A 23856-nucleotide genomic window follows, 5' to 3' on the forward strand; every position below is an offset into this window, starting at 1 on the left:
TAGTTTACTTGGTGGTAGTTTAGCAATTGAGTAATTTATGTAACTTATTTATTGGATATATTTCGATTATTCTTAAGGCGAAAGTAGAGCCCTCGATATGAGCTATTAGCTGTAACATATTAAAAGAGTCTAATTCTCTGTTAGAATAGCGCTATTAAATCAAGCTGTGGCTGGTAAATGTCTTCAATTACTCCTGTAATTCTCGCTGGTGGAATAGGATCAAGGTTATGGCCTTTATCTCGCCAAGCAATGCCAAAACAATTTCTTCCTTTGTTAGATGAGCAATCACTATTACAAAATACCTTAACGCGGGTTAGTGGCGATAGCTTCAGTGACGCTATTTTGGTGTGTAATGAACAGCATAGATTTATTGCCAGTCATCAATGTGAAGCCATAGGCGTAGAACCCAGAGCGATTTTATTAGAGCAACAAGGAAGAAATACGGCGCCAGCTATCGCACTTGCTGCACAGTATGCATTAGCCCAGGGAATTGACTCACCTATTTTTGTTATTCCTGCCGATCATTATATCGTTAACTTTGAACACTTAGTGCAACAATTCCCAGATGCAATCGCAATGGCCGAACAAGGGAAACTGGTTACTTTTTCAATCAAGCCAGATACGGCGAATTGTGGTTATGGGTATATTAAGCAAGGCGTAAAAATAGCGAATTCAAATTGCTATCAAGTTGATGAGTTTAAAGAAAAACCAGATCTAAAACTGGCACAACAGTATGTGGCAAGTGGTGAATACTCATTTAATAGTGGCATGTTTTTGTTTACGCCAAAAAGCTACCTTCGCGAACTGGGAAGGTTTGCGCCAAAAATAGCCCGCGCTGTTGCCGATGCTGCCAATTTTAGCCAAGATTTAAGGTTTATAAGGGCAGATGAAACTGCACTTGAGAACTGTCCTAGTGACTCTATCGATTATGCAATATTAGAGCGTAGCGACAATGTAGTGGTGCTACCTTTGGCGCTTAAGTGGAGTGATGTTGGTAGCTTTAATGCGCTGTGGCAAAGTGCCAGTAAAGATAGTTTAGGCAATCATGCTAGCCATAACGACGTGTTGTTTAATAGCGAAAATAACCTTGTGCAAAGTGAAGAAGGCCACACTATCGCGGCTCTAGGTGTAAATAACTTAGCAGTTATTCATACCCACGATGCAACATTAGTGGCAAATAAAGCGCAATTAGATCAGTTACCACAGCTCCTAGCCCAGTTAGCGAATAAGCAAAGCGATAAGCTACTTAACCATCAGGCTGTTTATCGACCTTGGGGAAGCTACCGTGTGCTAGTGGAAGGAAGTGGCTTTAAAGTTAAAAAAATCACGGTTAATAGCGGCGGTAGACTCTCTACTCAGCGTCATCAGCATCGAGCTGAGCATTGGGTGGTGGTATCGGGGATTGCTGATGTCAGTATTAATGACAAAGCTAGAATTTTAACTGCCGATAAATCCTGCTATATCGCTGCAGGGCAAATCCACAACTTAGCAAATAATCAAGCTGAGCCGCTGATATTGATCGAGGTGCAAACAGGTAGCATACTTGATGAAAGTGATATTGAACGTTTTGATGATCAGTATGGACGAAACTAGCAGATTAACTCTCTTTGACCCAACCAATACTTAATATGTATCGATTTCCTTGTTCTATTTTAGACACTGCATGCTGAGCAATATCGGGTCTGAATAATTTTATCCGGCTGTTTTGGAATAATGTGTTATCGCAAATAAATTCACCACCTTGTTGGGCATGTTTTAAGATAATATTTAAGCGAAAGTGTTTACCGGTAAGTACTTTATCTATGTGCGGCTTTATTTCGCTACCTAGAGGAAACTTAATTAAGTAAGTGTCGAATTTTACCGGCCAATACGCGCCACACAACAGCATTTTGTCATAACCTGAAAGCTGTCGGCCACGCTGCCAGCGAAATAAGTTTTTAAAAATAGCCATTGTACTTGCTCCTAGTTACTTTAATCTCGCCAACTCGCCAACTCGCCAACTCGCCAACTCGCTAACTCAACTCACTTCTAACATACTTTAAGTATTGCTCTAAACTGCTTTGCCACAGCACGATGGCTTCTGTAAGTGAATCTTTAAGCGGCTTATTGTCTAGGAGCCTGCGCTCTATTTTTTTAAGTTCAATACCATAGCGGTTAAAGCCAAGCTGTAGTGCAGTGCTTGCTTGTCGATGCAGTACTTTAATGCATTGCTCTTTGTCTTCATCAAGCAACTGTTGAGCGCGAATAAGCTTATTGCGGGCTGAAAGTACAAACTCATTGTAAATAGAAGAGACTTCATCTTCATTAAATGAGCTTGTTAACGTTTCGGCTGCAGTTTCATCATACAGCACATCACTAAGTTCAACGGCAATAATCGGTGCTTGGTTATTTTGTGAGTCGCTCAGAGCTTGGCGTAGCTTATGGTGTTTTATTGGCTTGCCGACAATGTCTTTTATGCCAAGCGCAAAATATTCTTTTATTTCGTCAGGGCTCAAGCTCGCAGTAAAAGCAAGGACGGGTGTGCGTTGGTTTTTATGCTCAACCCCCTTTAAAGTCTTGAGTACTTCTTGTCCTGTTAGGTCGGGTAAATTCATGTCTAATAAAACCACATCAAAGTGGTGCTGTTGCATCAATTTAATAGCACTTTTGCCATCGCGAGCTAGTTTGATTTTATGTTCATCATCAGCCATAAATTCAATGGCTATTTTTTGATTCAGGTCTAAATCTTCTACCAGTAAAACATCAAGTCCCGTAATGTATTCTTTCGATTGATGGCGCTGTTCGACCAAGCTCAATTCACCTAATGCAAGCGTAATATCAAAGCTAAACGAACTGCCTTTATCTAATTCGCTGAAGATATCTAAGCGAGAACCTAGTTTGTCTAATAACCTGCTGGTGATCGCAAGACCAAGGCCTGTTCCGCCTTTTTCTTTACCTGCATTGCTTTGTACATAAGGCTCGGTGAGGTATTCAATTTCATCATCTTCAATGCCAGGGCCTGAGTCAATGACACTTATACGAATACGGTGTTCTAGCTGACGCTCTTCGAGCAATTCGACACGAATTTTTACTTCACCTTGATCCGTAAATTTAATTGCATTACCCATTAAATTTATGATTATTTGACGCAGTTTTTGTTGATCACAATAATAACAAGCTTGCTCAGGTAGGTTATAAATTAGCTCAAAGTGCAGGCGTTTTTGCTCTGCTAATGGCGTTAATAACAGGCATAAGTTGTGTAGCCAAGTTTTAAACTCCATGTCTTCTTCGTAAAGTGCTTCGTTGTGTTGGTCTAAGCTTGCGTAGTCGAGTACTTTATCTACTAGTAGATTCAAAGACTCAGCTGAATTAATTATCGCTTCGCAGTAAGGTTTATCGCGTGGATCACTTGATTGATTAAGAATTAATTGTGCACTGCCTAAAATACCATTAAGGGGGGTGCGAATTTCATGACTAATCGTTGATAAAAACAAGCCTCGTATCTCGAGATCTTTTTGTGCTTTAGCAGTGAGTTGGTTAAGGTTTTGTTCGCGTCGCTCATTACAAAGCAGCGCCATACCTGTGGTATAAAACATGGGGGCTATTACCCCATTGACTAATAAAGTAACACTAAACCAGTTCTCTTTTAACAGGGGGAAATTGTTGACGTCTTCCATTAAAAAGGCGCGCCCAGCATATATACAGCTCACAATTGAAAGAATAAATATATAAACAATACTGCCATTAGGGTAGGGCTTTCTGGCAAAGCGGATAAATAAGTATAATAAAAGTATAGCTTCACTTAGGTGCTGTAAATCAGCAGCAAGTATTCTGTTGCGTAAATCTGAGTCAACAACCGTGAAGTATACTAGTAGGGCTGCGCAGAACAGTGTACTGATGATAAAAAAGTTTAATTCTTTACCTCTGTAATCAAAAAACTGACTGATTGCTAATGCATGTATAACTGATGCACTAAACCAAAGTGTATTCGCGAGTATAACAATTGGCACGCTATCAATATTACCATGTAAGGCAAAACTCATAAGTGCGGCAAAAAGTACTAATGGATAAAAAATGAAAAGGAGTGTGCCTGGGGTGTGTTTGTTGGTACGCCACGTTAGAAAATTTAGCAGTGTCATCACAGCCATCATAGCTGCGCTGGCAAAGTAAAGAGTGAGGGAGTCGAGCATGTTTATTCCAAGCAAATCAGAGAGACTCGTTCAGAATAATAGGATTTTTAAAGCTTAGCAATTTATCAAAGTAAAACAGGCACAAAAGTACCTGTTTTATAATGGGGGCAAATATTTAACGAATTTCGTCAGGAATATTTTGTTGAGCCCAAGAAAGCAACTCAATTCGGTTACGACACTTAGTTTTTCTAAATGCACTGTATAAATGTGTTTTAACTGTGTGTGGGCTAATGCTAAGTGCTTCGGCAATTTCTTTATTTTTAGAGCCGTTACTCATTAATGAAATAATTGCTTTTTCACGCTTAGTTAATTTAACAGGCTCAATATCACCCTCTGTCAGCTTATGTAGCGCGTCTTTATTAAACTGCAACATACGGTTTAGTGCATTACACATAATATCGCGGCGATACCAAAGCTGATCTTCAAGTAATAAACGAATACCTTTCATTAATACATCTGCGTTATCAGTTGTATAAAATACACCGCGAATACCACTTAATAAGGCTCGATTAGCAAGCTCAGGGTTTTCATCTAAATTAAATAATACGATATCGCATTTAACGCGCAGATTTACTAATTGTTCTTTTAATTTTCCCCATGCATCGTTACTTGAAGTTTCAATAAACAATAAACGAGTGTTTTCAGGAACGTCTAAAATATTAGTTCCAGTTGTAACATTTAGCCCTTGGGTTTTTAACAATGGCTCTAATACATTAATACCAATTGTATTAATTGGCTCTAAATCTAGTAACAAAAAGGCTGAATTACTCATACTTACATACTCTTGAATAAAGTTGACTAATCAATCCTACCACGCAATCCACCCCTTTCGTATTAGAAATTTCCTAGATTCGTACAAGAAAAGTGCACTTTTCACGTTACTTGTTTATTAAATTCCGCCTCATATTTGTAACTAACTGTTAAATATAAGTTTTGCACTTTGGTGTTTTAGTATTAGCATTTTAAAGTTTTTACGTTGAAAAGTGCTAAGTTATAGTTTTGGCTTGTCTTGGTAAGGAGGCCACCCCATACTTTTACCTGCTAACATATGTAAATGAATATGGTAAACGGTTTGCCCGCCATGTTCGTTGCAATTCATGACTACTCTAAAGCCATCTTCACTAAATCCATGCTGTTTCGCGATTTTAGCGGCTACAACGTATAAATGGCCAACGATAGGCGCATCTTGCTCTGTAATATCGTTAATTGTTGCAATCGCTTTTTTTGGGATAATTAAAATATGAAACGGTGCCTGCGGGTTGATATCCTTAAAGGCAAGAGATAGTTCATCTTCGTAAATAATATCTGCAGGAATTTCACGATTAATGATTTTGGTAAAAATTGTTTCGGTCGTCATTTTTGTGGCTCTGTGTTGGCTTGTACTTAAGTCACTAATGACAAATTTTGCCTGCAGTGTCAAACTGAAATCAAACAGAAGGAGTTTTTATGCGTAAATTACTATTGGTAAGCACTATTGTATCGTTAGGTTTAAGTGCAACAGCGATGGCCGAAACTGTCTATTTCCCAGAAGAAATTGTCCCGCTACAAGTGGGAGATAAAGTAATTGAACATTCATTTTTTAGTCGCGTGGACGAGTTAGAACTCGCACCAGGCACATATAAATTTAAGCTTAAATACACAGATTTGTACGAACAAGGGTATGACGATCATCAAGTTGTGGACTCTGAACCGTTTTGGGTATCAGTCACTATTGAGCAGGGCGAAGATTATGACATTGTGTTTAATCGTGCAGACAATGCAGTAGCGGCTAAAGTATTTGCAGAGTCACCGCAAGTGAGCTTACAAGCTAAAGGATCATCGTTAGGTATTCCCTTAGATAGTGCAACAGAGCAAAAACAAAGCCACAGTTCGCACGTTGTTGCAGCACCTACTGCACAAGCTCAACCTGTTGCAGTTGCGCCTGTTGCTGTTAATGCACCTATCTCTCAGTCAGCTCCTGCACCGACGGTACAAGGTGCACCAAGTGCTGCGGCTATGTTAGATTTTTGGTGGCAACAAGCAAGCCCACAACAACAGCAAGCTTTCTTAGATAAGGTCATAAAAAAAGGCGCTAATTAAGCGCCTTAATTAAAGTGATTTATTTACTTAGCAAATAAATCATCAATAGTACCCTGTGCTAGCGGGTGGTAGCCTGGGCGTGCTTTGATGTATACATCATGTGCCCACTCACGCTTGCCATTTTTAATTAATGCTTTATACAGCGGCACAATTAGTTTACGACGGCCAATTCCTGACAAGTGCTTATCAAGCGAAGGATAAATTGGTTGATAACCATTGCCTACAGCTAGCATGTACCATGCAAAGGCACGTTCAGCATTGGTTGATTGAGTTAGATTAAATTCGTTGTCTAACTCAGTCATTTTTTCAATGCTTAAGTCTCGTGGTAGGTTATTTAGAAAGTGTAACCACTCGTGCACTGTCCAGTTTGCTGTTGGCAGCTGTGCTGCAGTTGTAGAGCCTTGTAACCATGTTGTGGTTGCAGCGTCTACTTTGTCAAACGCATCAGACGTAGGATTAGGTGCATCACTTGGTAAACCCGGCTGGAAAATCCACTCGTTAACTTTATCCATGCTAACAATACCTGGGTATTTTTTAATTAAGTTAGCTTCGATGTAAGTGACAAACTGCGCCGTTGTTAATGACTTAAAAGCAAATTCGTTAAAGTAGGTTTTCACGAAGTCATCAAATTTTTCACGACCAAATTGGTTTTCAAGGTAGATTAAGAAGAGCTGACCTTTGGTGTAAGGTACTGAACTAAAAGCATCATCTGGATCACGACCATTAAGCTTTAAGTTAAGGCGTGTATCTGGTGCATCAATAGTTTTAAGCTGTGCGCGAAGGCCTGCGGCATCAAGTGCTTGTTCCATTACGGCACGGTCACGACCAAAGACTTCTTCCATAATGCGGTTTTCAACGTATGAGGTAAACCCTTCGTTTAGCCATAAATCTTCCCACGTTGCATTGGTTACTAAGTTACCAGACCACGAATGCGCGAGTTCGTGGGCAATTAGATTAACCAAGCTCTTATCACCAGCTACTACAGTTGGGGTAATAAATGAAAGACGTGGGTTTTCCATGCCGCCAAATGGGAAACTAGGTGGTAGCATTAATAAGTCGTAACGACCCCATGCATATTCACCATACATTTCATTGGTTTTGTCGATCATTGCTTGGGTATCGTTAAATTCGGCAACTGAGGCATCAAGGATTTCTGGTTCAGCAAAAATCCCCGTTTGCTTAGACATGGCTTTAAATTCTAAGTTACCCGCACCAATTGCAATTAAGTAAGGCGAAATTGCTTGCGGCATATCAAAGTGGTAATCACCATCTTTATAGAGCGCATCTTTATTATCGGCACTCATTACCGCACGAATATCTTCAGGGGTATGAATACGTGCAGTATAAGTTACACGCATTGCTGGAGTATCTTGTACCGGTAACCAACTGCGGGCATGAATTGCTTGCGATTGGCTGTACATAAATGGGTGAGTTTTGCTCGCCGTTTGTTCTGGTGTTAGCCACTGCAGGCCAGAGGCTTCTGGTCGGCTATTATAGTAAATACGTACTTTTTGCGCTTGGCTTTTAAAGCTAATAGTGAGTTTTGAGCCTTTTACATCGTCGCGTTTAGCGAGAGTAAAATCTGCTTTTTTCCAGCCACCCTTGTGCGTTTTATACATGACTTTATCGATATCTAAGTCACGAGTATCAAGCACGAGCTTTTTACTGTTACTGTTTTGCCACTCAAGAGTGTGCTCAACAAAACCTTCTAATTGCTTGTCATCAAAGTCGATATCTAAATCAAGGTTTAAGTGGGTTGTAATAACATCGTTAAGGTTCGCGTATGAGTTTTGATCAACAGCACTGGCCATCGCTTGAGAACACATACCAGCCATTGCGAGGCTGAAAAAAAGAGGAGTGATTTTCATAATTACCCTGAACACAAATAAAAAGTGCTGGTTTTATAACACGATTGACTAACTACTTTGAACAATTTCTGCAATCTGATGCGTGTTTTGCGATGATGGGGTAAACTAATGCGATTAGTGGCAATTAACCTTTGAGGCATTTTGTGACTCACTCTGTGCAAGCTTTTCACACATTTTCATTACCGAGTCAGTGTTCACAATTAACTGAAATTACTGAGCTCGCGCAATTACAACAGCAATCATTTGATAGCCCTTTTTGTATTCTGGGTGAGGGTAGCAATACCGTTTTTTTAGCTGACTACCAAGGTCAGGTGATTAAAATGGCGACTAAAGGTATCACTGCGGGCGAGCGAAAGCATGACTATTTGCTGGAAGTTGCTGCAGGAGAAAGCTGGCACCAGTTAGTTATTTATACGCTTGAGCATGGTATGCCGGGCTTTGAAAATCTAGCACTGATACCGGGTACTGTGGGGGCGGCACCTGTACAAAATATTGGTGCTTATGGCGTTGAGCTGGCGAAGTTTATTGAATATGTTGAGTACTTTGATATCACCAGCAAGCAGTTTATACGCATTAATAATGTCGAGTGCCAGTTTGGCTATCGCGACTCTATTTTTAAACATAGCTTGAAAAATAAAGCGGTGATCACCCAAGTTGGATTTTGTTTACCAAAACAATGGCAGCCAGAATTAAGTTATGGACCATTACAGCAGCTTGAGGATATCAGTGCGAAAAACATTTTTAAGCAAGTGATCAAAACACGAAATAGTAAATTGCCTAACCCATATGAACTGGCAAATGCGGGGAGCTTTTTTAAAAACCCAATAATAACCAACTCCCAGCTGCAAACGCTGCTACAAACGCATCCACAATTACCACATTATATTTATGACACTAAACACCACAAAATCGCTGCAGGGTGGTTAATCGAACAGGCTGGTTTAAAAGGGTATCGAATAGCGGGTATTGAAGTGCACCAACAACAAGCGCTAGTGTTAGTTAACCATGGTAATAGTACTGGGGCTGACTTAATTGCCATGGTGCGACATATTCAGCAGCAAGTGTGGCAGTGCTATCAAATACAGCTACAACATGAAGTGCGCTTGATGGCAAGAGACGGTGAATGTCATATTGATTTAGAGGAAACGCCATGAAAGCGCCTGATGGAAATAGGTTAGCTATTTTAAATGCATTAAATAACGGTGGCTTTATCTCAGGGCAGTTACTGGGAGAGCAGCTTGGTATTAGTCGCGCTGCTGTGAGTAAACACATACAAAGTTTACAAGAGATGGGCCTTGATATTTTTAAAGTGAATGGAAAAGGTTATAGCTTGAATAATACCGTTGGTTTACTAGAGCAAAGTAAAATTCAACATTATTACCAAGCCCTTGGGGCGGATACAGCACAAATAGAAGTACAGCCTATAATCGACTCGACGAATAGTGAGTTAATGCGCCGTATAGCGGCAAAGCAACAGTTAGACTCTGGTACTGTGATTGTAGCCGAAATGCAGCAAGCTGGGCGCGGGCGTCGAGGGCGAGTGTGGCAGTCGCCATTTGGTGCAAACCTTTATTATAGCTATTACTGGTGTTTAGATGACGGCCTTCAAGCGGCAATGGGTATGTCAATTGCGGTAGGGCTTGCCGTTTACGATACGTTAAAAGCACTCTACCAGTTAGATATTGAGCTCAAATGGCCAAACGATATTTACCTCAATAAAGAAAAGCTAGCTGGTGTATTAGTTGAACTTGACGGGCAACCCCAAGGGCCATGTCAGTTAGTGATTGGTATTGGCATAAACTTACAGATGCCACAAAGCGTTAGTCAGCAAATAGACCAAGCATGGACAGATTTAAGCCAACATACAACGCAATTAGATAAAAACAAACTCGTTGCGCATCTTACCTCTCACTTAGAGCAGCGCTTGGCGCAATACAGCCAAACAGGTTTACAAGATATGTATCAACAATGGAATACCCTAGATGCCTTTTCAGGGCAATGTGTTGAGCTAAATACTGGGCATAGAAGCTGGCGAGGTATTTGTGAGGGAATAGATATGCATGGTGGTATTCGAATTCGCCAAGATGGTGAAGCAAAGAGTTATTATGGCGGTGAGATTTCTTTACGGAAAGCACAGCTATGAGACTGTTGATAGATGTAGGTAATACCGCGTTAAAAGCAGCGTTATTTAACCAAGGTAATATCACAAGCTGCAATGTAGACAAAGTACAGTGGCAACAAGTAACAGAAGTTGTGTATGCATGCGTAGGTAAGAGTGAGCAACTCGATGAGCTAATTAAACGAGCAAGTAGGCATAAGATTCCTTGTTTTGAAGCTGTAGTGACTAAACAACTTGATGGATTAAGCTGCGCCTATGCGCAATTTCAAAACTTGGGTATTGATCGTTGGTTAGCCCTTATTGCAGCTTATAAGTTATGGCCGCAGCAAGATTGCATCATTGTTGACACCGGCACTGCAACCACCATTGATGTACTAAACATTAATGGACAACACTTAGGTGGCTGGATCATCCCAGGGCTAGAACTGATGACCCGCTCACTGACGCAAAATACTCAACGAGTTTTTGACGATCAAGCAACGCCGTTTAACACTGAGCTTGGAGTTAACACACCCAATGGTTTAAAAAATGGCGCGTTAGTGGCGACAGTGGGAGCAATTGAACAAGCTAAATTACATATAACGAGTAAAAAACCGCAGTTAATTTTAGCGGGGGGGTATGCAAAACTGTTACAAACGCAATTTGCTGATGCTATTTTTGCTGAGCATTTGGTGATGTTGGGTTTAAACTATTGGCGCGAATTAAGCGAAAAGTAACAAAAAAACCTCGTTTTGCCTGATTTGTGAGCATTTGAGTTAAAAAATTACAATTTTTTCAAATTTATTGTTGCATCCCAATAAACCTTACTCTAATATCTCGCCCCGTACTAAAGCAGTGCCGACTTAGCTCAGCTGGTAGAGCAACTGACTTGTAATCAGTAGGTCAACCGTTCGACTCGGTTAGTCGGCACCACTTTCCTTTTACCGGAAGTGCTTAGTAAAGAATTATCGTGGAGGGGTTCCCGAGCGGCCAAAGGGATCAGACTGTAAATCTGACGGCTCAGCCTTCGCTGGTTCGAATCCAGCTCCCTCCACCACTTTATTCTTGACGGTTAGAGGTAGATTAAGAACAGGTTCCTAACGCGGGCATCGTATAATGGCTATTACCTCAGCCTTCCAAGCTGATGATGCGGGTTCGATTCCCGCTGCCCGCTCCAGTTTATGGTGTTGCTGATATAGCTCAGTTGGTAGAGCGCACCCTTGGTAAGGGTGAGGTCGGCAGTTCAAATCTGCCTATCAGCACCAGTCATACGAATCTTCTTGATTACTTCCTTTATCTGTCAGAAAATACTATTTGAAATTTGAAAAATTTAATTTAATCTACCTGCTGGTGGATTATTTTCATATGTAATCTAGATAAACAAAACTGATAGGTTCCGTCATGGCAAAAGAAAAGTTTGAACGCGTAAAACCGCACGTAAACGTTGGTACAATCGGCCACGTTGACCACGGTAAAACTACCCTAACTGCAGCAATCACTAACGTACTTGCAAAAGTATACGGTGGTGTAGCTAAAGACTTCGCATCAATCGATAATGCTCCAGAAGAGCGCGAGCGTGGTATCACAATCTCAACTTCACACGTTGAGTACGATACTCCTACTCGTCACTACGCACACGTAGACTGTCCTGGACACGCCGATTATGTTAAAAACATGATCACTGGTGCTGCTCAAATGGACGGCGCTATCCTAGTTGTTGCTGCAACTGACGGCCCTATGCCACAAACTCGTGAGCACATCCTACTTTCTCGTCAGGTTGGCGTTCCTTACATCATCGTATTCATGAACAAATGTGACATGGTTGATGACGAAGAGCTACTTGAGCTAGTAGAAATGGAAGTTCGTGAACTTCTTTCTGAATATGACTTCCCAGGTGATGACTTACCACTAATTCAAGGTTCTGCTCTTAAAGCACTTGAAGGCGAAAAGCAGTGGGAAGACAAGATCGTTGAGCTTGCAGAAGCACTAGATTCTTACATCCCAGAGCCAGAGCGTGACATCGATAAGCCATTCATCATGCCTATCGAAGATGTTTTCTCAATCCAAGGCCGTGGTACAGTTGTAACTGGTCGTGTTGAAGCTGGTATCATCAACGTGAATGACGAAGTTGAAATCGTTGGTATCAAAGAGACTACTAAGTCTACTTGTACTGGTGTTGAGATGTTCCGTAAGCTTCTTGACGAAGGTCGTGCTGGTGAGAACATTGGTGCACTTCTACGTGGTACTAAGCGTGAAGACGTTGAACGTGGTCAAGTACTAGCTAAGCCTGGTTCAATCAACCCACACACTACATTCACTTCAGAAGTATACGTACTTTCTAAAGATGAAGGTGGTCGTCATACTCCTTTCTTCAAAGGTTACCGTCCACAGTTCTACTTCCGTACAACTGACGTAACTGGTGACGTACAGTTACCAGACGGCGTAGAAATGGTAATGCCTGGTGATAACGTTAAAATGACTGTAACTCTAATCGCGCCAATCGCGATGGATGAAGGTCTTCGTTTCGCTATCCGTGAAGGTGGCCGTACTGTAGGTGCTGGTGTTGTAGCAACTATCGTTGAGTAATCAACAGTTGTAATGCATTAAGCATTAAAAAACCCGAGCTTTGTCTCGGGTTTTTTAATGTCTGCGATTTGAGCTGTCAGCTTTAAGCCGTCAGCCGTCAGGAAAGACAAGATTCTCTTGACACATAAGTTAATATGAACAAAATTTTGCAGCTGATAGCTGATAGCTGATAGCTGATAGCTGATAGCTGATAGCTGATAGCTGATAGCTGATAGCTGATAGCTGATAGCTGATAGCTGATAGCTGATAGCTGATAGCTTATGGCTTGTTCTTTTTCTGTGCGCGTTTTTGTTCTGCTTTTTTAACGTGTTTGCTGATCCACTTGGTCATTTTTGCCATTAATGCTGGCGGGAAGTCGTGGCCCATACCATTTACTATCTTTAATTTTGCCTTCCTGATTTGGGCTGCCGTTTTTTTACCAGCGGCTACTGGCATGACAGGGTCTAAACTGCCATGTATTACGAGGGTCGGGGCTTTGATTTTTGGCATTAAATGTTGCCGACAATCACTGGCGGCAATGGCTGCGAGTTGTCGGTTAAAGCCTTGCGGGTTGTGTGCTCTATCCACTCCTAGTGTAGCTTGTTTACGTAAAGCTAGTTCATCTTGTGGGTAGGCTGGACTGCCAATTAATTGATTTAGCTTTATATTATAATGTATAGCGCCATCACGACTAGATTGAGAGCGGCGATACTTTGCAAGCTGTAAAAATAGTTTTAAGCTAGAGGCCGACAGCTTAGGTTTACTTGAGCTCGACATAATTGAGGTTAAACTTAATACCTTCTTTTTATGCTGTGCAGCAATCAATTGTGCAATCATACCGCCCATTGAGGCGCCCACTAGGTGCGTTTTTTTGATTTTTAACGCAGCCATTAACTCCAGCACATCATTTGCCATATCATCCAAAGTGTAAGGGATGTGAGAAGCAGCAGGGAGGCGTTTACTTAACCATACTTTAAATAAATTAGGATTGCCTAATTGTTCAAGTTGACTTGAAAGCCCCGTGTCGCGGTTATCAAAACGGATTACCCTAAAGCCTTTAGCTACTAAGCCTAAATATAATTCATCCGGCCATACAGTCAGCTGTGCACCTAAACCCATAATTAAAATTATAACAGGCGCGGTTCTGTCGCCTGTGTCTTCATAATTAATGATAATCCCGCTCTTGGTTTGAACTGTCAGCATACTTAACTGGTTACAAGGTTTTGCGTAGTTTTAATAGAGTATAGCCATAATACGGTGCTGGATCATGACTAGAAATATGAACTTTATAAGTTAATAACCAGCACTTTTGCGTAACTCATCTAGTATATCTTGGTTGCCAATCATTTCATCAAGCGCTGCTCTGACCGCACTATCGGAGGTGTCGTTATATACTGCAAGTAGGTGTTGCGCCATTTGTTGCGTGTAGTCATCTTTCTGATTTTGGGATTGATAGTATTGCGCCACCAAACCTTGAGCGGCTAAGCGACGAACATAATCATTCGAGTCTCGTTCTAACAAGTTGGTAAACTGCTCTGCAAGGCGTTGATCCAGTATCGGTGCTTGAGTTGTTAACTCGATAGCTTGGATTTTAAATTTTTCGTCGCTACTGCTATTCGCTAAATTTAAAATGTTGCCTACTACTTCATAGTCATACTCAGGCATGCTCGATTTATTCAAGATAAACATATTCATTTGCAGCTGGCTCAGCGCCGCTAATCTATCTAAATCTGCCATATTTGGGTCTAGTATTTGCTCTCTTAATTGGGCGTTTATTTGTTTTGCATAATCAGGTTCTGATTTGATTCTTAAATCATAGTCTTTTGGTAAATCTGCGTAGAAGCCATAAAGCGGGTTCTGTTCGCGCAGTTCTTCAGCTTCTTGTTGCTGTTTTTCTTCTAGCACATTAAGTACTAGCTCTTTAAATTCGTCGGTATCTTGATCTTGATAAGAGCCCGGTGCCTGTAGCTTTAAGTTAGCTATTTGGCGCTGTAGCGAACTCACTTTCTTGTTTAGCTCGTCAATCAGGGCTTCATTAGATTGTTGGTATTGTGCAGGAATACTAACAGCAACAGTGGGACTCAAAGGTTGCTGCGTGGGGTCATCAAGCGAGCTTGGCTTGTCTTTAAAAAATGCTCCGTAGCAGGCAATTACCAAGGCAAGTGTTGCTATGGTGATCGCGATAGTTCCTTTGTTTATAGCCATAAAATAATCCGCCTCTAAAATGGGTAATTTATCTTTTTTGGTTATAAAAGTCTGTTAAAAAGTGTGTTAAATGAAGATAAAATATATGGGCCAATAAAAATGCGGTGTTCACAGAGGCTATAAGCGCTAGGCCCAAGCCTAGCGCATAAAATTTAATGTTGCTTTGCGTATTGCTCAGCTTGTTTCCAAACTCTAAGCATATTGCCACTTAAAATCTTTTTAATATCTTTGTCGCTATAGCCTCGATCCATCAAACCCTGCACTAGGTTAGGGTAGCTTGAAACATCTTTTAAACCAATTGGTAATGAGTCACCCACACCGTCATAATCAGAGCCAATCCCCACATAATCGATACCAATTAGCTCAACAACGTGATCAATATGATCAAGCACTTGCGCAAGGCTGGCAAACGGGAATGGGTTTTTAGCACGATACATCGCATCAAAATCTTTGCTTAATTTAGTGCCTTGCTTTTTCGCCGAGTCTTTTTTGTCATTTAATTGATCGTACCAATTACGCGAGCTTGATGTAACAAAGCTTGAACCAAAATTGATTTGGATAACGCCACCGTTCTTTTTCAGCGCTAATAGCATGTCATCATCCATATTGCGCTCAAAGCCAGGGGTGTATTTGCGTAATGAAGAGTGTGAGGCGATGACAGGCACATTTGAGATTTCCATTACTTGATAAAATGCATCATCAGAAATATGCGATACATCGACCAACATACCAATGTTGTTCATTTCAGTGACCAGCTTTTTACCAAATGGGCTTAAGCCTTTCCACTTACGACGTATATCGTAAGATGAATCAGAAATATGGTTACTTTGCGAATGAGCTAAGGTGATATAACGCACCCCACGGTCAAAAAAGTGTTTCAGGTTATTCATGTCACCTTCAATAGGTGAGCCGTTTTCCATACCCATCGCAATCGACATTTTCTTGTCTTTAAATTGCTGCTCGATATCTTGTGTTGAGTCTGCAATAGCAAATTTATCAGGAGCACGTTGCACAATTGCTTCCATGCTATCGATTAATTGATTCGCTAGCTGAAAGCTTTTACCTTTGCCTTCAAATTCTAAATTGGCAGGGATATAAATTGACATAAAAGGGGCATTTAAACCTCCCTCAACCGCGCGAGGGTAGTCAAAATCACCGCCATCGGTGGCTTTGGTTACATCGGCCCATTTAGCGTGAATACGGTAAGGTACATCGATATGTGTATCGATCAAAATGGTATCTTGCGTGAGTTTAATTGCTTTATCTGAAGGGGGGGTCGTCGTTGCTTGTGCTTGAACTGTAAGGGCAAGAGAAATAGCGATCACAACTGAGCTTAGTTTTATCATTTTAATGGCTCTTGAGGTAAAAGAACCATTGTGAAGTTTTATCGTGAAGCTGACAAGTTTACTCGTTAAATTGCTCTTCACTTTGCATAGCTTTGAATTCGTTTTTCGAAATAATGGTGACCGATTCGTGCAGTTCAGAGAAAAATACCATTGCATCGCCATTGTTTAATTGCTGGTTAACTTGTGCAACTTTACTTTCAATACTGAACTCTTGTTCACCGTAATCGGTGCCTTCACGTAAAACATAGCTTTCGATTAAGTTATAAAGTGTGTCTTTATCGAGTTGCTGGTGTGGAATGATCATAACTGCTCTTTATTAACTAGCTGATTGAAATACTCAGGCACGATTTGTTCTAACCAATACACAGGTTTAAATGGGTTGTTACCTGATATAAACCCAACGTGGCCGCCCTTTTCTGAGATGCGCAGCGTAACATGTTCACTCACATCTTGCCTACTTGGTACTGCTTTAATTGATAGCATAGGATCGTCTTTCGCATGCACAATTAAAGTTGGCGTAGTAATGTTTTTTAAATAGGGTTTAGCGCTGGCTTGTTGGTAGTAATCTTCTGCGCCGTCAAAACCATGTAGAGGGGCAGTTAGCTGATCGTCAAATTGCCATAAATCATCAATTTTCATTAATTGCTCTGGCGTTAAATCGATTTGTTGCTTAATTTGCGGTAATTTACGGTGCATTGACTTTTTCATTCGGTCGAGCAAATACTTTTGGTATATTTTACCAAGGCTCTTACGTATTACTTGGCACGATGGCGATAAATCATAAGGTGCAGAAACAACCGCTGCGCCTTCGAGCACACACTGCTTACCTTGCTCACCAACATACTTAGCCAGTACATTACCTCCTAATGAAAAGCCAACTGCAACCATAGGGCGATTTGGAAACTGCTGTTTAAGTTGCTTAACAAAAAAATCAAGATCGCCAGTTTCACCACTGTGATAAGCACGGGGAAGTTTATTGGCTTGCGTCGAACAGTTGCGAAAATGCATTAAAACAACACTATAACCCTGCTTTTTTAGCTCCTTCATCATGCCTTTGGCATAAAAACTGTTAATGTTGCCTTCAAGGCCATGCAGTACGATAGCAAGCGGAGCATCATCGCTTTTTGGTAATGACCAAGCGAGCTCTAAAAAGTCGCCATCTGGCGTATCAAGTAGCTCTAATTGGTAGCGAGTAGTATGAAAAGGCCTAAAAAACCGTGGCATAATAGTTTGTACATGACGATTACTCATCCACCATGCAGGCTTAAATTTTGAAAGCATTATTTAAAACTGTTCAGCTAATTTAATTATGAGTGTAACAAATTTTTCGCAATAAAAAGCCCCTAATCAAACAAGTTGATAGGGGCTTTGCGCGTCGTGCTTAATGTAGTTGGTTAGGAGTGTCATCGTCGTGTACTTTTTTAATAAAAAAATACACAAAGAAAAGGCATAAACTAATAACAACACCTAAAAAACCAAATGATAAAAATAGTACTGGGTCGCTAAAAAAATCTCTAAAGAATACGTCCATAACCGCCTCCTAATGTCTATGGGTTAATCATAGGCTGGTTTGACTGATGCTGATATGATCCAGATCAAGCTATTTTCCTAAGTTGATTAGCAGTGATATAGAAGTTGATTTGGATCAAAATTGCCAAGAGAAGTTAGCGAGTTTGCAAGGGGAAAGCTGAAAGTTACCAGGTAATGAATTTCAAGGTCGTCATTTATAGGACAATTTTTGCAGTAAGTTTGCTGAGCTAAATCACGGCTTTGTTTTCCTCTAAAGCGTAGCGCCTCCAAACCTCTTTGTGAGTAAGTTATTTAAGATCTTTTTGCACAAAGAGAACAGAATGAGAAGCAAATGAGGGGAATGAAAAATTTGATCCCTCGTGGGAAATGGCTTTAGCCATGAATTATGTCGTTAATAAAATTAACGCGCTAAAGCACGACCTACATGAGGGCTTTTACAAATAGAGCCTTGTGTTATTTGGAGTGCTGCAAGGTGTTAGAGCAAAGTTATTAATTGTGGTTATTAACATCTGTTGCTGCTGTTTTTCAAGCTTTAGCTCAGTACTGAGTAGCTCTTTACGAATTATAGCGTAATCTGAAATCTCGGTTTGATTGGCTTTTAAATAACCGCGGGTAGCACGTAGGGGAGTTAATACCTGCTGGTCAAATTCACAAATGGATTGTTCAAGCTTGTTTAGCTGTGCTTGGCTAATTGCTAGATTGAGAGAGTCTAGGTAATACAGCAACAAGCACAGGTTTACGTTTTTACCTTGCTGGTTTTGATAAGCCAACAGGCGCGTTTGCATGTCACCTTTGCCATAAAGGTCACATGCAAATTGCCAAAAGTCATCGCTGTTAAGCAAGTTCATCGGCAAACGCCTGTTCTTTTTCTTCCATCTCTTCAAGGGCCATGAGTAGCTCTTCTTCAATGTCGTTTACTTTGGGGGTTAACGTTGCTTGTTTTGCTATTAATTCTTTTAGCTTAGCTTTGTTGTCATCGTTATAGAGCTCGTTATCGCCAAGTGCTACTTCCACTTCGCTAAGTTCTGCTGAGTGTTTATCGAGTTGCTTTTCAAGTTTTTCAATCTGCTTTTTAAGGGGCTGAATTGATTTTCTAAACTCCGCTTCTAAGCGCTTTTGCTCTTTACGGTTAACTTGTGAGTTTGCTTTTGGTTCGTCATCAGTTTGTCCAACCTTGGCAGCTGCTTTATTGGCATTGAGTAGCCATTGATAGTACTCGTCTAAGTCATAACCAAACTGCGTGACTTCGCCGTTATCAACCAAGTAATATTCATCAGCAGTGTTTTTTAGCATATGGCGATCGTGCGATACGGTCACCATAGCGCCTTCAAAACCTTGCAACGCCATCACTAAAGCATGACGCATTTCTAAATCAAGGTGGTTGGTTGGCTCATCCAGCAGCAATAAGTTTGGCTTTTGATAAACCAGCATAGCTAAAACGAGGCGGGCTTTTTCACCCCCAGAGAATGGCGCAACTGGCTCAAGAGCTTTGTCGCCTATAAACGCAAAACCGCCTAAAAAGTCACGCAGTGATTGCTCACTAGCTTTTGGGTTTAAACGTTGTATATGTGTAACTGCGCTGGCTTTTAAATCAAGCGATTCGAGTTGATGTTGAGCAAAGTAGCCAATGTTTAAACCCTGGTGTTGAAATACTTCACCGGCTTGCGGCTGTAGCTCGCCAGCTAAGAGTTTAATTAAAGTCGATTTACCCGCGCCGTTACGACCGAGTAATGCAATGCGACTACCGGGTACTAAGTTAAGTTTTATGCTATCTAAAATAGTCACATCACCATAACCTGCTTTGGCTTTATCAAGTGTCATGAGTGGGTTAGGTAAAGCAAGTGGTTCAGCAAATTCAAAATCAAACGGCGAGTCGGCATGTGCTGGGGCAAGCTTTTCCATGCGCTCAAGTGCTTTAACACGGCTTTGTGCTTGTTTAGCTTTACTGGCTTTGGCTTTAAAGCGCGTAATAAATTGCTCAAGGTGGGCAATTTGCTCTTGTTGTTTTTCAAACATTGCTTGTTGTTGCAATAAACGCTCGGCTTTTTGGCGCTCAAATTGCGAGTAATGGCCTTTATATACGTTAATCTTTTGCTGGTCGATATGCCAAATCTGATCAACCACCGCATCCAAAAACTCACGGTCATGAGAGATCAATACCAGAGTGCCTGTGTAAGCACGTAAAAAACGTTCGAGCCAATAAACTGCGTCCAAGTCTAAGTGGTTAGTTGGCTCATCCAGCAGTAGTAAATCAGCATCGCGGATAAGGGCTTGGGCTAGGTTTAAACGCATACGCCAACCACCTGAAAACGCACTGACAGGATTTTCAATTTGGTTATTGGCAAACCCTAAACCGTGCAGCAGCTCGCCTGCTTTAGATTCAATGCTGTAACCTTTAATGTTCTCAAGCTGAATATGCACTTTAGCTTGGGTGTCGCCATCGTTATTTTGCTCGGCTTCACGTAGGGCAATCCGTAACGCGTAATAATCAGGGTGACCTTGTAATACGTAATCAATCGCGCTTATTTCAAGCGCAGGGGTTTCTTGTTTTACTGATGAAATAGACCAATCTTTAGGAATGGTATAATTACCTGCATCTAATGAAAGCTCTGACTTTAACAAGCTAAATAAGGTAGATTTACCGCAGCCATTAGCGCCTACTAAGCCTACTTTATGCTCCGGGAATAAGGTTGCTGAAGCATCTTTTAACAGTGCTTTACCGCCACGTAATAGTTCTATTTCTGAGATTTGGATCATGAATACGTTACTTTACTGTGCCCTGATTGAATTGCCTATATCATAGCACGGATCGACTTATGGTTATCAATCGTATCACCTAGGTAGATATTAGGATAAAATGATAGCAGTTAAAACTGTGGAGAAGTGGTGTGAAACAGAGAAAACGATTTATTGCGGGTGCAACTTGTCCTGAATGTAAAACCATGGACATGATGATGTTATATAAAGAGCATGACGTTGAAAAGGTTGAGTGTGTTCAGTGCGGTCATAAAATGACTCAGCCAGAGCAAGCAGTACAAGCATCAACACGCCAATTTGAACAAGTGATTGGCGTGTTTAAGCCGGGTGACTAACCGCTTGTTTAATAATGCGGTGGCGGTGGCTCTTGCATTTGCGACATCAAAGAGGGCTGTTGCGTCTCTTTTATTTTCTCAGCCAGTAGTTCTGTTTGGCGCTTCATTTTAGCCAACAGCTGCTGGTGAGCTTTAATTTCATCATTTAATATATCAATCGTTTCATCTTGAAAGGCCACTTTTGCCTCAAGCTCCATTAAGCGATGTTCAATTGTGTTCATTAGCTTCTCGTATAGTAAAGCGCTCAGCGATTCCGCTGGAGCTTTCGGTTAACAACGCAGTATCGTTATCAGTAAACGCGACATCTAACACCACCGCCGATTTAGGCTTACTGCCTTCGCGCGGAGTGACTCGCCAGCTTTGAATATTTTCACCATCGGCTATTTGCCATAAATCAACTAAGCGGTTAGGTGATCCAGTTAACAGCAAAGTTGCTTGTTCGTTAAATCGAACCGCAGTAAAAATTTTCTGACGGGCAATATACTTTAGTTTGCTAACAAGATCACCTGTTGTCAGCTGCCATACATGTGCTTGTGCCATACTGTCTGCGGTAAAGGCGTAGCGACCTTGTGGATCAAGGGCTACTTGGGTTACGCGGTTAGGGTGGTTAAAGCGGTGAATGACTTGGCCGCTTTGGGTATCCCAAAAGTAAGCAACGTAGTCGTTTGAGCCACTTAGTGCAAAGCGACCATTGGGTGAGAGATCAACCACGTTAATTTTTTCTTGGTGACCAAGGAACTCAATGCGCCGGCCGGTCTCTAAGTTAAGATAAACAACAACATTGTCGCTACGGCCATATAAAACACTGCGGCCTTGGTTGCTAATAGCGATATCGCGAATGGTGGCGGTTTTTATTTTATAGTAACCAACGTTGTCACCAGTGTTGATATCCCATACGGCAAAGGTAGTTTTTTCGGCGGTAACGGCATGGCTGTTATCAAAGGCTATGGCTACGGTGTGTACCAGGCTATCCTGGTCTTGTTGCTGAAACCATTGATATTTTAGTACCTGTTGTTGATTATCCCATAGGGCGACCCCATGGTGTATAGATGAGATCAGGCTATACTGGCCATCGTGAGAAAGTGCAGAGGCAAACGCGCCACGAGCTGCATGCTCATAGCTGGCAGTCGCGTGTTCTTTTTGTTCTGAGCAAGCAATTAATAAAGTGCAGCTCAGAAGATACAAAAAAGTACGAAATATCGACATATTACAGGTATTTCCCCTTAACTCTTGTTGACTGAGAGGTTAGACTAGGACGCGATAAAGGTCGAGGTCGTTTATCTAATGATTTGAAATTGGCATATCGCCGTACTCAGTGATTAGATAAGCAGCCTACCATGTAGGCCGTTAATCTTTAACTAGTAATAATACAATAAATGACATCTGCAAAGTGTGTCGGAGATTTAAAATGAAAAAGACGATTAAATTGTCATTGATTGCAGCGTCAGTTTTAGCGCTTACGGCTTGTAATCAAGAAGCAAAACAAGAACAAGCAGCACCAGTTAAGCTAGAAACTGAAGCACAACAACAAGCATATGGTATTGGTGCATCAGTTGGTAACTTCTTGAATAAAGATTTAGCTGATAAAAAAGAGCTTGGTGTTGAGCTTGATCAAGCGCTACTTATGCGCGGTTTTGAAGATGCACTTGTTGGTGAGTCTAAGCTTGATGAAGAAAAAATCCGTGAAGTGTTAACGGCACTTGATACATCAGTACGTACTAAGCAAGAAGCTCACGCGAAAGTAGAAGCTGAGAAAAGCAAAGCTGACGGTGAAAAATACCTAGCTGATAATGCTGCAAAAGAAGGCGTTACAGTGACTGAGTCAGGTCTTCAATATGAAGTGATCACTCAAGGTGACGGTGAAAAACCAGTGGCGACAGACGTAGTTAAAGTACATTATCAAGGTACTTTATTAGACGGTACTGAGTTTGATAGCTCTTATTCACGTAATGAGCCTACGACTTTCCCACTTAACCGTGTTATTCCTGGTTGGACTGAAGGTCTACAGCTTATGCCTGTTGGCTCTAAGTACAAGTTCACAATCCCTGCTGATCTTGCTTACGGCGACCGTGACTTAGGTAAAATTCCAGCTAACTCTACACTTGTTTTTGAAGTAGAACTACTTGAAATTCAAGATGAAGAGCAAGCTGCAGCTGCTGAGTAATTTACTCAAGTTAGCAAAAAGGGGCCATTTGGCCCCTTTTTTAATGCAACTTAATAAGCTTAATCAGTGTGATTAGAATATAAGTTGTCGATGAGTTCATCTTCAAGCTCAAAACGTAGCTCTAATGCTTCACCTAATTTAGATAAGTCATTATCAAAATCATTTAATAACTCATCTTTAGTCACCTCTGCGTATTTATCATTAAAATCCAAAGCAATATCTGTAGTATCAGAAATACGAGGGTATAGGTCGTTGGCAAGCTGTTGGCTTTTTGGGCCTTTTTGCTCACATGCTTTTGCTATATCGTCATAGACTTCAAAGTGCCCAGCTGATAAATAATCCATTAAGATTTGGCAAAAGCTTTGAATTTGAAGTTGATCAGGTAAGGCATGATCTTTTTGATCATAAGGAGCAAAACCGGCAATTTTACAATAAAGTACTAATAGCTCTTGGCGCTCTGTTAACCATTTGTCGATTATTGTGTGGCTACCGCCCCATTTTTGTTGAGCTTTTTCCAAACGCGTCAGCATGATTATTCTCCTAAGCTGGGTTGGTTTTCTTTATATAACAATGAAATATGCAGCAAAGATCAACACATTTTTTTATTATTTCGGTAACAAAATTTGAACTGAATGATATATAAGCAGTTTTTATACACTATTAGTATTATTTCAGACAAGAAAAAACCACCATAAAGGTGGTTTAATTTCTTTTCCATGACTTGTTTAAACAAGCTTTCT

At 41.0% G+C, this 23856-nt stretch carries 24 protein-coding genes and 4 tRNA genes; 12 read left to right on the forward strand and 16 right to left on the reverse strand.

The features are described 5' to 3' along the window. Positions 1-177: 177 nt before the first annotated feature. Positions 178-1593, forward strand: coding sequence for a mannose-1-phosphate guanylyltransferase/mannose-6-phosphate isomerase (locus AAEU30_RS08250; RefSeq protein ID WP_421960108.1), 1416 nt, complete (start codon positions 178-180; stop codon positions 1591-1593). Positions 1594-1597: 4 nt separating this feature from the next. On the opposite strand, the gene AAEU30_RS08255 is transcribed toward AAEU30_RS08250, so the two are convergent. The 4 genes from AAEU30_RS08255 to AAEU30_RS08270 all read right to left on the reverse strand — a co-directional run bounded on the left by AAEU30_RS08255 (position 1598) and on the right by AAEU30_RS08270 (position 5526). Continuing rightward, positions 1598-1951: a 2OG-Fe(II) oxygenase gene (locus tag AAEU30_RS08255; protein WP_421960109.1), complete on the reverse strand. Its 354-nt coding sequence runs from the start codon at positions 1949-1951 to the stop codon at positions 1598-1600. Between the two features lie 61 nt (positions 1952-2012). Then, entirely contained in the window at positions 2013-4169 is a 2157-nt protein-coding gene (locus AAEU30_RS08260) for an ATP-binding protein (protein WP_421960110.1), read from the reverse strand. Between the two features lie 115 nt (positions 4170-4284). Continuing rightward, the gene (locus AAEU30_RS08265; protein ID WP_421960111.1) at positions 4285-4941 is read right to left on the reverse strand and encodes a helix-turn-helix transcriptional regulator; all 657 of its coding nucleotides are present in this window, start codon (positions 4939-4941) and stop codon (positions 4285-4287) included. Between the two features lie 219 nt (positions 4942-5160). Further along, entirely contained in the window at positions 5161-5526 is a 366-nt protein-coding gene (locus AAEU30_RS08270; RefSeq protein WP_421960112.1) for a histidine triad nucleotide-binding protein, read from the reverse strand. 89 nt (positions 5527-5615) lie between these two features. Here AAEU30_RS08270 and AAEU30_RS08275 point away from each other — a divergent pair, with 89 nt between their 5' ends. Beyond that, positions 5616-6248, forward strand: coding sequence for a DUF2057 family protein (locus tag AAEU30_RS08275; RefSeq protein ID WP_421960113.1), 633 nt, complete (start codon positions 5616-5618; stop codon positions 6246-6248). A gap of 23 nt (positions 6249-6271) precedes the next feature. Here AAEU30_RS08275 and AAEU30_RS08280 read toward each other — a convergent pair whose 3' ends face one another. Next, positions 6272-8116 carry a M1 family metallopeptidase gene (locus AAEU30_RS08280; protein ID WP_421960114.1) on the reverse strand — a complete coding sequence of 615 codons (1845 nt, stop codon included), beginning with the start codon at positions 8114-8116 and terminating at the stop codon, positions 6272-6274. Positions 8117-8259: 143 nt separating this feature from the next. Between AAEU30_RS08280 and murB the strand changes: the two genes are divergently transcribed. The 8 genes from murB (at position 8260) to tuf (ending at position 12800) form a co-directional block, all read left to right on the forward strand. Then, the gene (gene murB, locus AAEU30_RS08285; protein ID WP_421960115.1) at positions 8260-9270 is read left to right on the forward strand and encodes a UDP-N-acetylmuramate dehydrogenase; all 1011 of its coding nucleotides are present in this window, start codon (positions 8260-8262) and stop codon (positions 9268-9270) included. Beyond that, a complete protein-coding gene (birA, locus tag AAEU30_RS08290) occupies positions 9267-10259 on the forward strand; it encodes a bifunctional biotin--[acetyl-CoA-carboxylase] ligase/biotin operon repressor BirA (protein WP_421960116.1) in 993 nt (330 codons plus the stop codon). Before murB ends, birA begins: the two co-directional genes overlap by 4 nt. Beyond that, positions 10256-10951, forward strand: a complete 696-nt coding sequence (locus AAEU30_RS08295) for a type III pantothenate kinase (protein ID WP_421960117.1) — start codon at positions 10256-10258, stop codon at positions 10949-10951. Before birA ends, AAEU30_RS08295 begins: the two co-directional genes overlap by 4 nt. 120 nt (positions 10952-11071) lie before the next feature. Continuing rightward, a tRNA-Thr gene (locus AAEU30_RS08300) sits at positions 11072-11147 on the forward strand. Between the two features lie 39 nt (positions 11148-11186). Next, positions 11187-11271, forward strand: a tRNA-Tyr gene (locus AAEU30_RS08305). Between the two features lie 45 nt (positions 11272-11316). Further along, a tRNA-Gly gene (locus AAEU30_RS08310) sits at positions 11317-11391 on the forward strand. Between the two features lie 12 nt (positions 11392-11403). Further along, positions 11404-11479, forward strand: a tRNA-Thr gene (locus AAEU30_RS08315). Positions 11480-11615: 136 nt separating this feature from the next. After that, positions 11616-12800, forward strand: a complete 1185-nt coding sequence (gene tuf / locus AAEU30_RS08320; protein WP_087532496.1) for an elongation factor Tu — start codon at positions 11616-11618, stop codon at positions 12798-12800. A 258-nt stretch (positions 12801-13058) separates the two neighbouring features. On the opposite strand, the gene AAEU30_RS08325 is transcribed toward tuf, so the two are convergent. From AAEU30_RS08325 to AAEU30_RS08360, 8 genes are all read right to left on the reverse strand, one after another. Then, the gene (locus AAEU30_RS08325) at positions 13059-13982 is read right to left on the reverse strand and encodes an alpha/beta fold hydrolase (protein ID WP_421960118.1); all 924 of its coding nucleotides are present in this window, start codon (positions 13980-13982) and stop codon (positions 13059-13061) included. Positions 13983-14072: 90 nt separating this feature from the next. Further along, a complete protein-coding gene (locus tag AAEU30_RS08330; protein ID WP_421960119.1) occupies positions 14073-14984 on the reverse strand; it encodes a hypothetical protein in 912 nt (303 codons plus the stop codon). 152 nt (positions 14985-15136) lie between these two features. Then, a complete protein-coding gene (locus tag AAEU30_RS08335) occupies positions 15137-16330 on the reverse strand; it encodes a dipeptidase (protein ID WP_421960120.1) in 1194 nt (397 codons plus the stop codon). A gap of 58 nt (positions 16331-16388) precedes the next feature. After that, positions 16389-16634, reverse strand: a complete 246-nt coding sequence (locus AAEU30_RS08340; protein WP_421960121.1) for a YheU family protein — start codon at positions 16632-16634, stop codon at positions 16389-16391. Continuing rightward, positions 16631-17611: a hydrolase gene (locus AAEU30_RS08345; protein WP_421960122.1), complete on the reverse strand. Its 981-nt coding sequence runs from the start codon at positions 17609-17611 to the stop codon at positions 16631-16633. The genes AAEU30_RS08340 and AAEU30_RS08345 overlap by 4 nt, the downstream gene beginning before the upstream one ends. Positions 17612-17711: 100 nt before the next feature. Continuing rightward, positions 17712-17861 (reverse strand): hypothetical protein, encoded by a 150-nt coding sequence (locus AAEU30_RS08350; protein ID WP_176372536.1) that lies wholly within the window; start codon positions 17859-17861, stop codon positions 17712-17714. 433 nt (positions 17862-18294) lie between these two features. Beyond that, the gene (locus AAEU30_RS08355; RefSeq protein WP_421960123.1) at positions 18295-18708 is read right to left on the reverse strand and encodes a TIGR02444 family protein; all 414 of its coding nucleotides are present in this window, start codon (positions 18706-18708) and stop codon (positions 18295-18297) included. Then, the gene (locus AAEU30_RS08360) at positions 18695-20617 is read right to left on the reverse strand and encodes an ATP-binding cassette domain-containing protein (protein ID WP_421960124.1); all 1923 of its coding nucleotides are present in this window, start codon (positions 20615-20617) and stop codon (positions 18695-18697) included. Before AAEU30_RS08360 ends, AAEU30_RS08355 begins: the two co-directional genes overlap by 14 nt. Positions 20618-20748: 131 nt before the next feature. Between AAEU30_RS08360 and AAEU30_RS08365 the strand changes: the two genes are divergently transcribed. Next, positions 20749-20952: a YheV family putative zinc ribbon protein gene (locus AAEU30_RS08365; RefSeq protein WP_087532624.1), complete on the forward strand. Its 204-nt coding sequence runs from the start codon at positions 20749-20751 to the stop codon at positions 20950-20952. 8 nt (positions 20953-20960) lie between these two features. On the opposite strand, the gene AAEU30_RS08370 is transcribed toward AAEU30_RS08365, so the two are convergent. Together AAEU30_RS08370 and AAEU30_RS08375 are read right to left on the reverse strand one after the other, a co-directional pair. Then, a complete protein-coding gene (locus AAEU30_RS08370; RefSeq protein WP_421960125.1) occupies positions 20961-21173 on the reverse strand; it encodes a SlyX family protein in 213 nt (70 codons plus the stop codon). Next, entirely contained in the window at positions 21160-22158 is a 999-nt protein-coding gene (locus tag AAEU30_RS08375; protein ID WP_087532622.1) for a WD40 repeat domain-containing protein, read from the reverse strand. Before AAEU30_RS08375 ends, AAEU30_RS08370 begins: the two co-directional genes overlap by 14 nt. Before the next feature lie 202 nt (positions 22159-22360). Between AAEU30_RS08375 and fkpA the strand changes: the two genes are divergently transcribed. Next, positions 22361-23116 (forward strand): FKBP-type peptidyl-prolyl cis-trans isomerase, encoded by a 756-nt coding sequence (gene fkpA / locus AAEU30_RS08380; protein ID WP_421960126.1) that lies wholly within the window; start codon positions 22361-22363, stop codon positions 23114-23116. Positions 23117-23175: 59 nt separating this feature from the next. On the opposite strand, the gene rsd is transcribed toward fkpA, so the two are convergent. Then, positions 23176-23646 carry a sigma D regulator gene (gene rsd, locus AAEU30_RS08385; RefSeq protein ID WP_421960127.1) on the reverse strand — a complete coding sequence of 157 codons (471 nt, stop codon included), beginning with the start codon at positions 23644-23646 and terminating at the stop codon, positions 23176-23178. Positions 23647-23856 lie beyond the last annotated feature (210 nt).

Origin of the sequence: Pseudoalteromonas mucoides (genome assembly GCF_049257175.1) — a bacterium.
Taxonomy (GTDB): domain Bacteria; phylum Pseudomonadota; class Gammaproteobacteria; order Enterobacterales; family Alteromonadaceae; genus Pseudoalteromonas.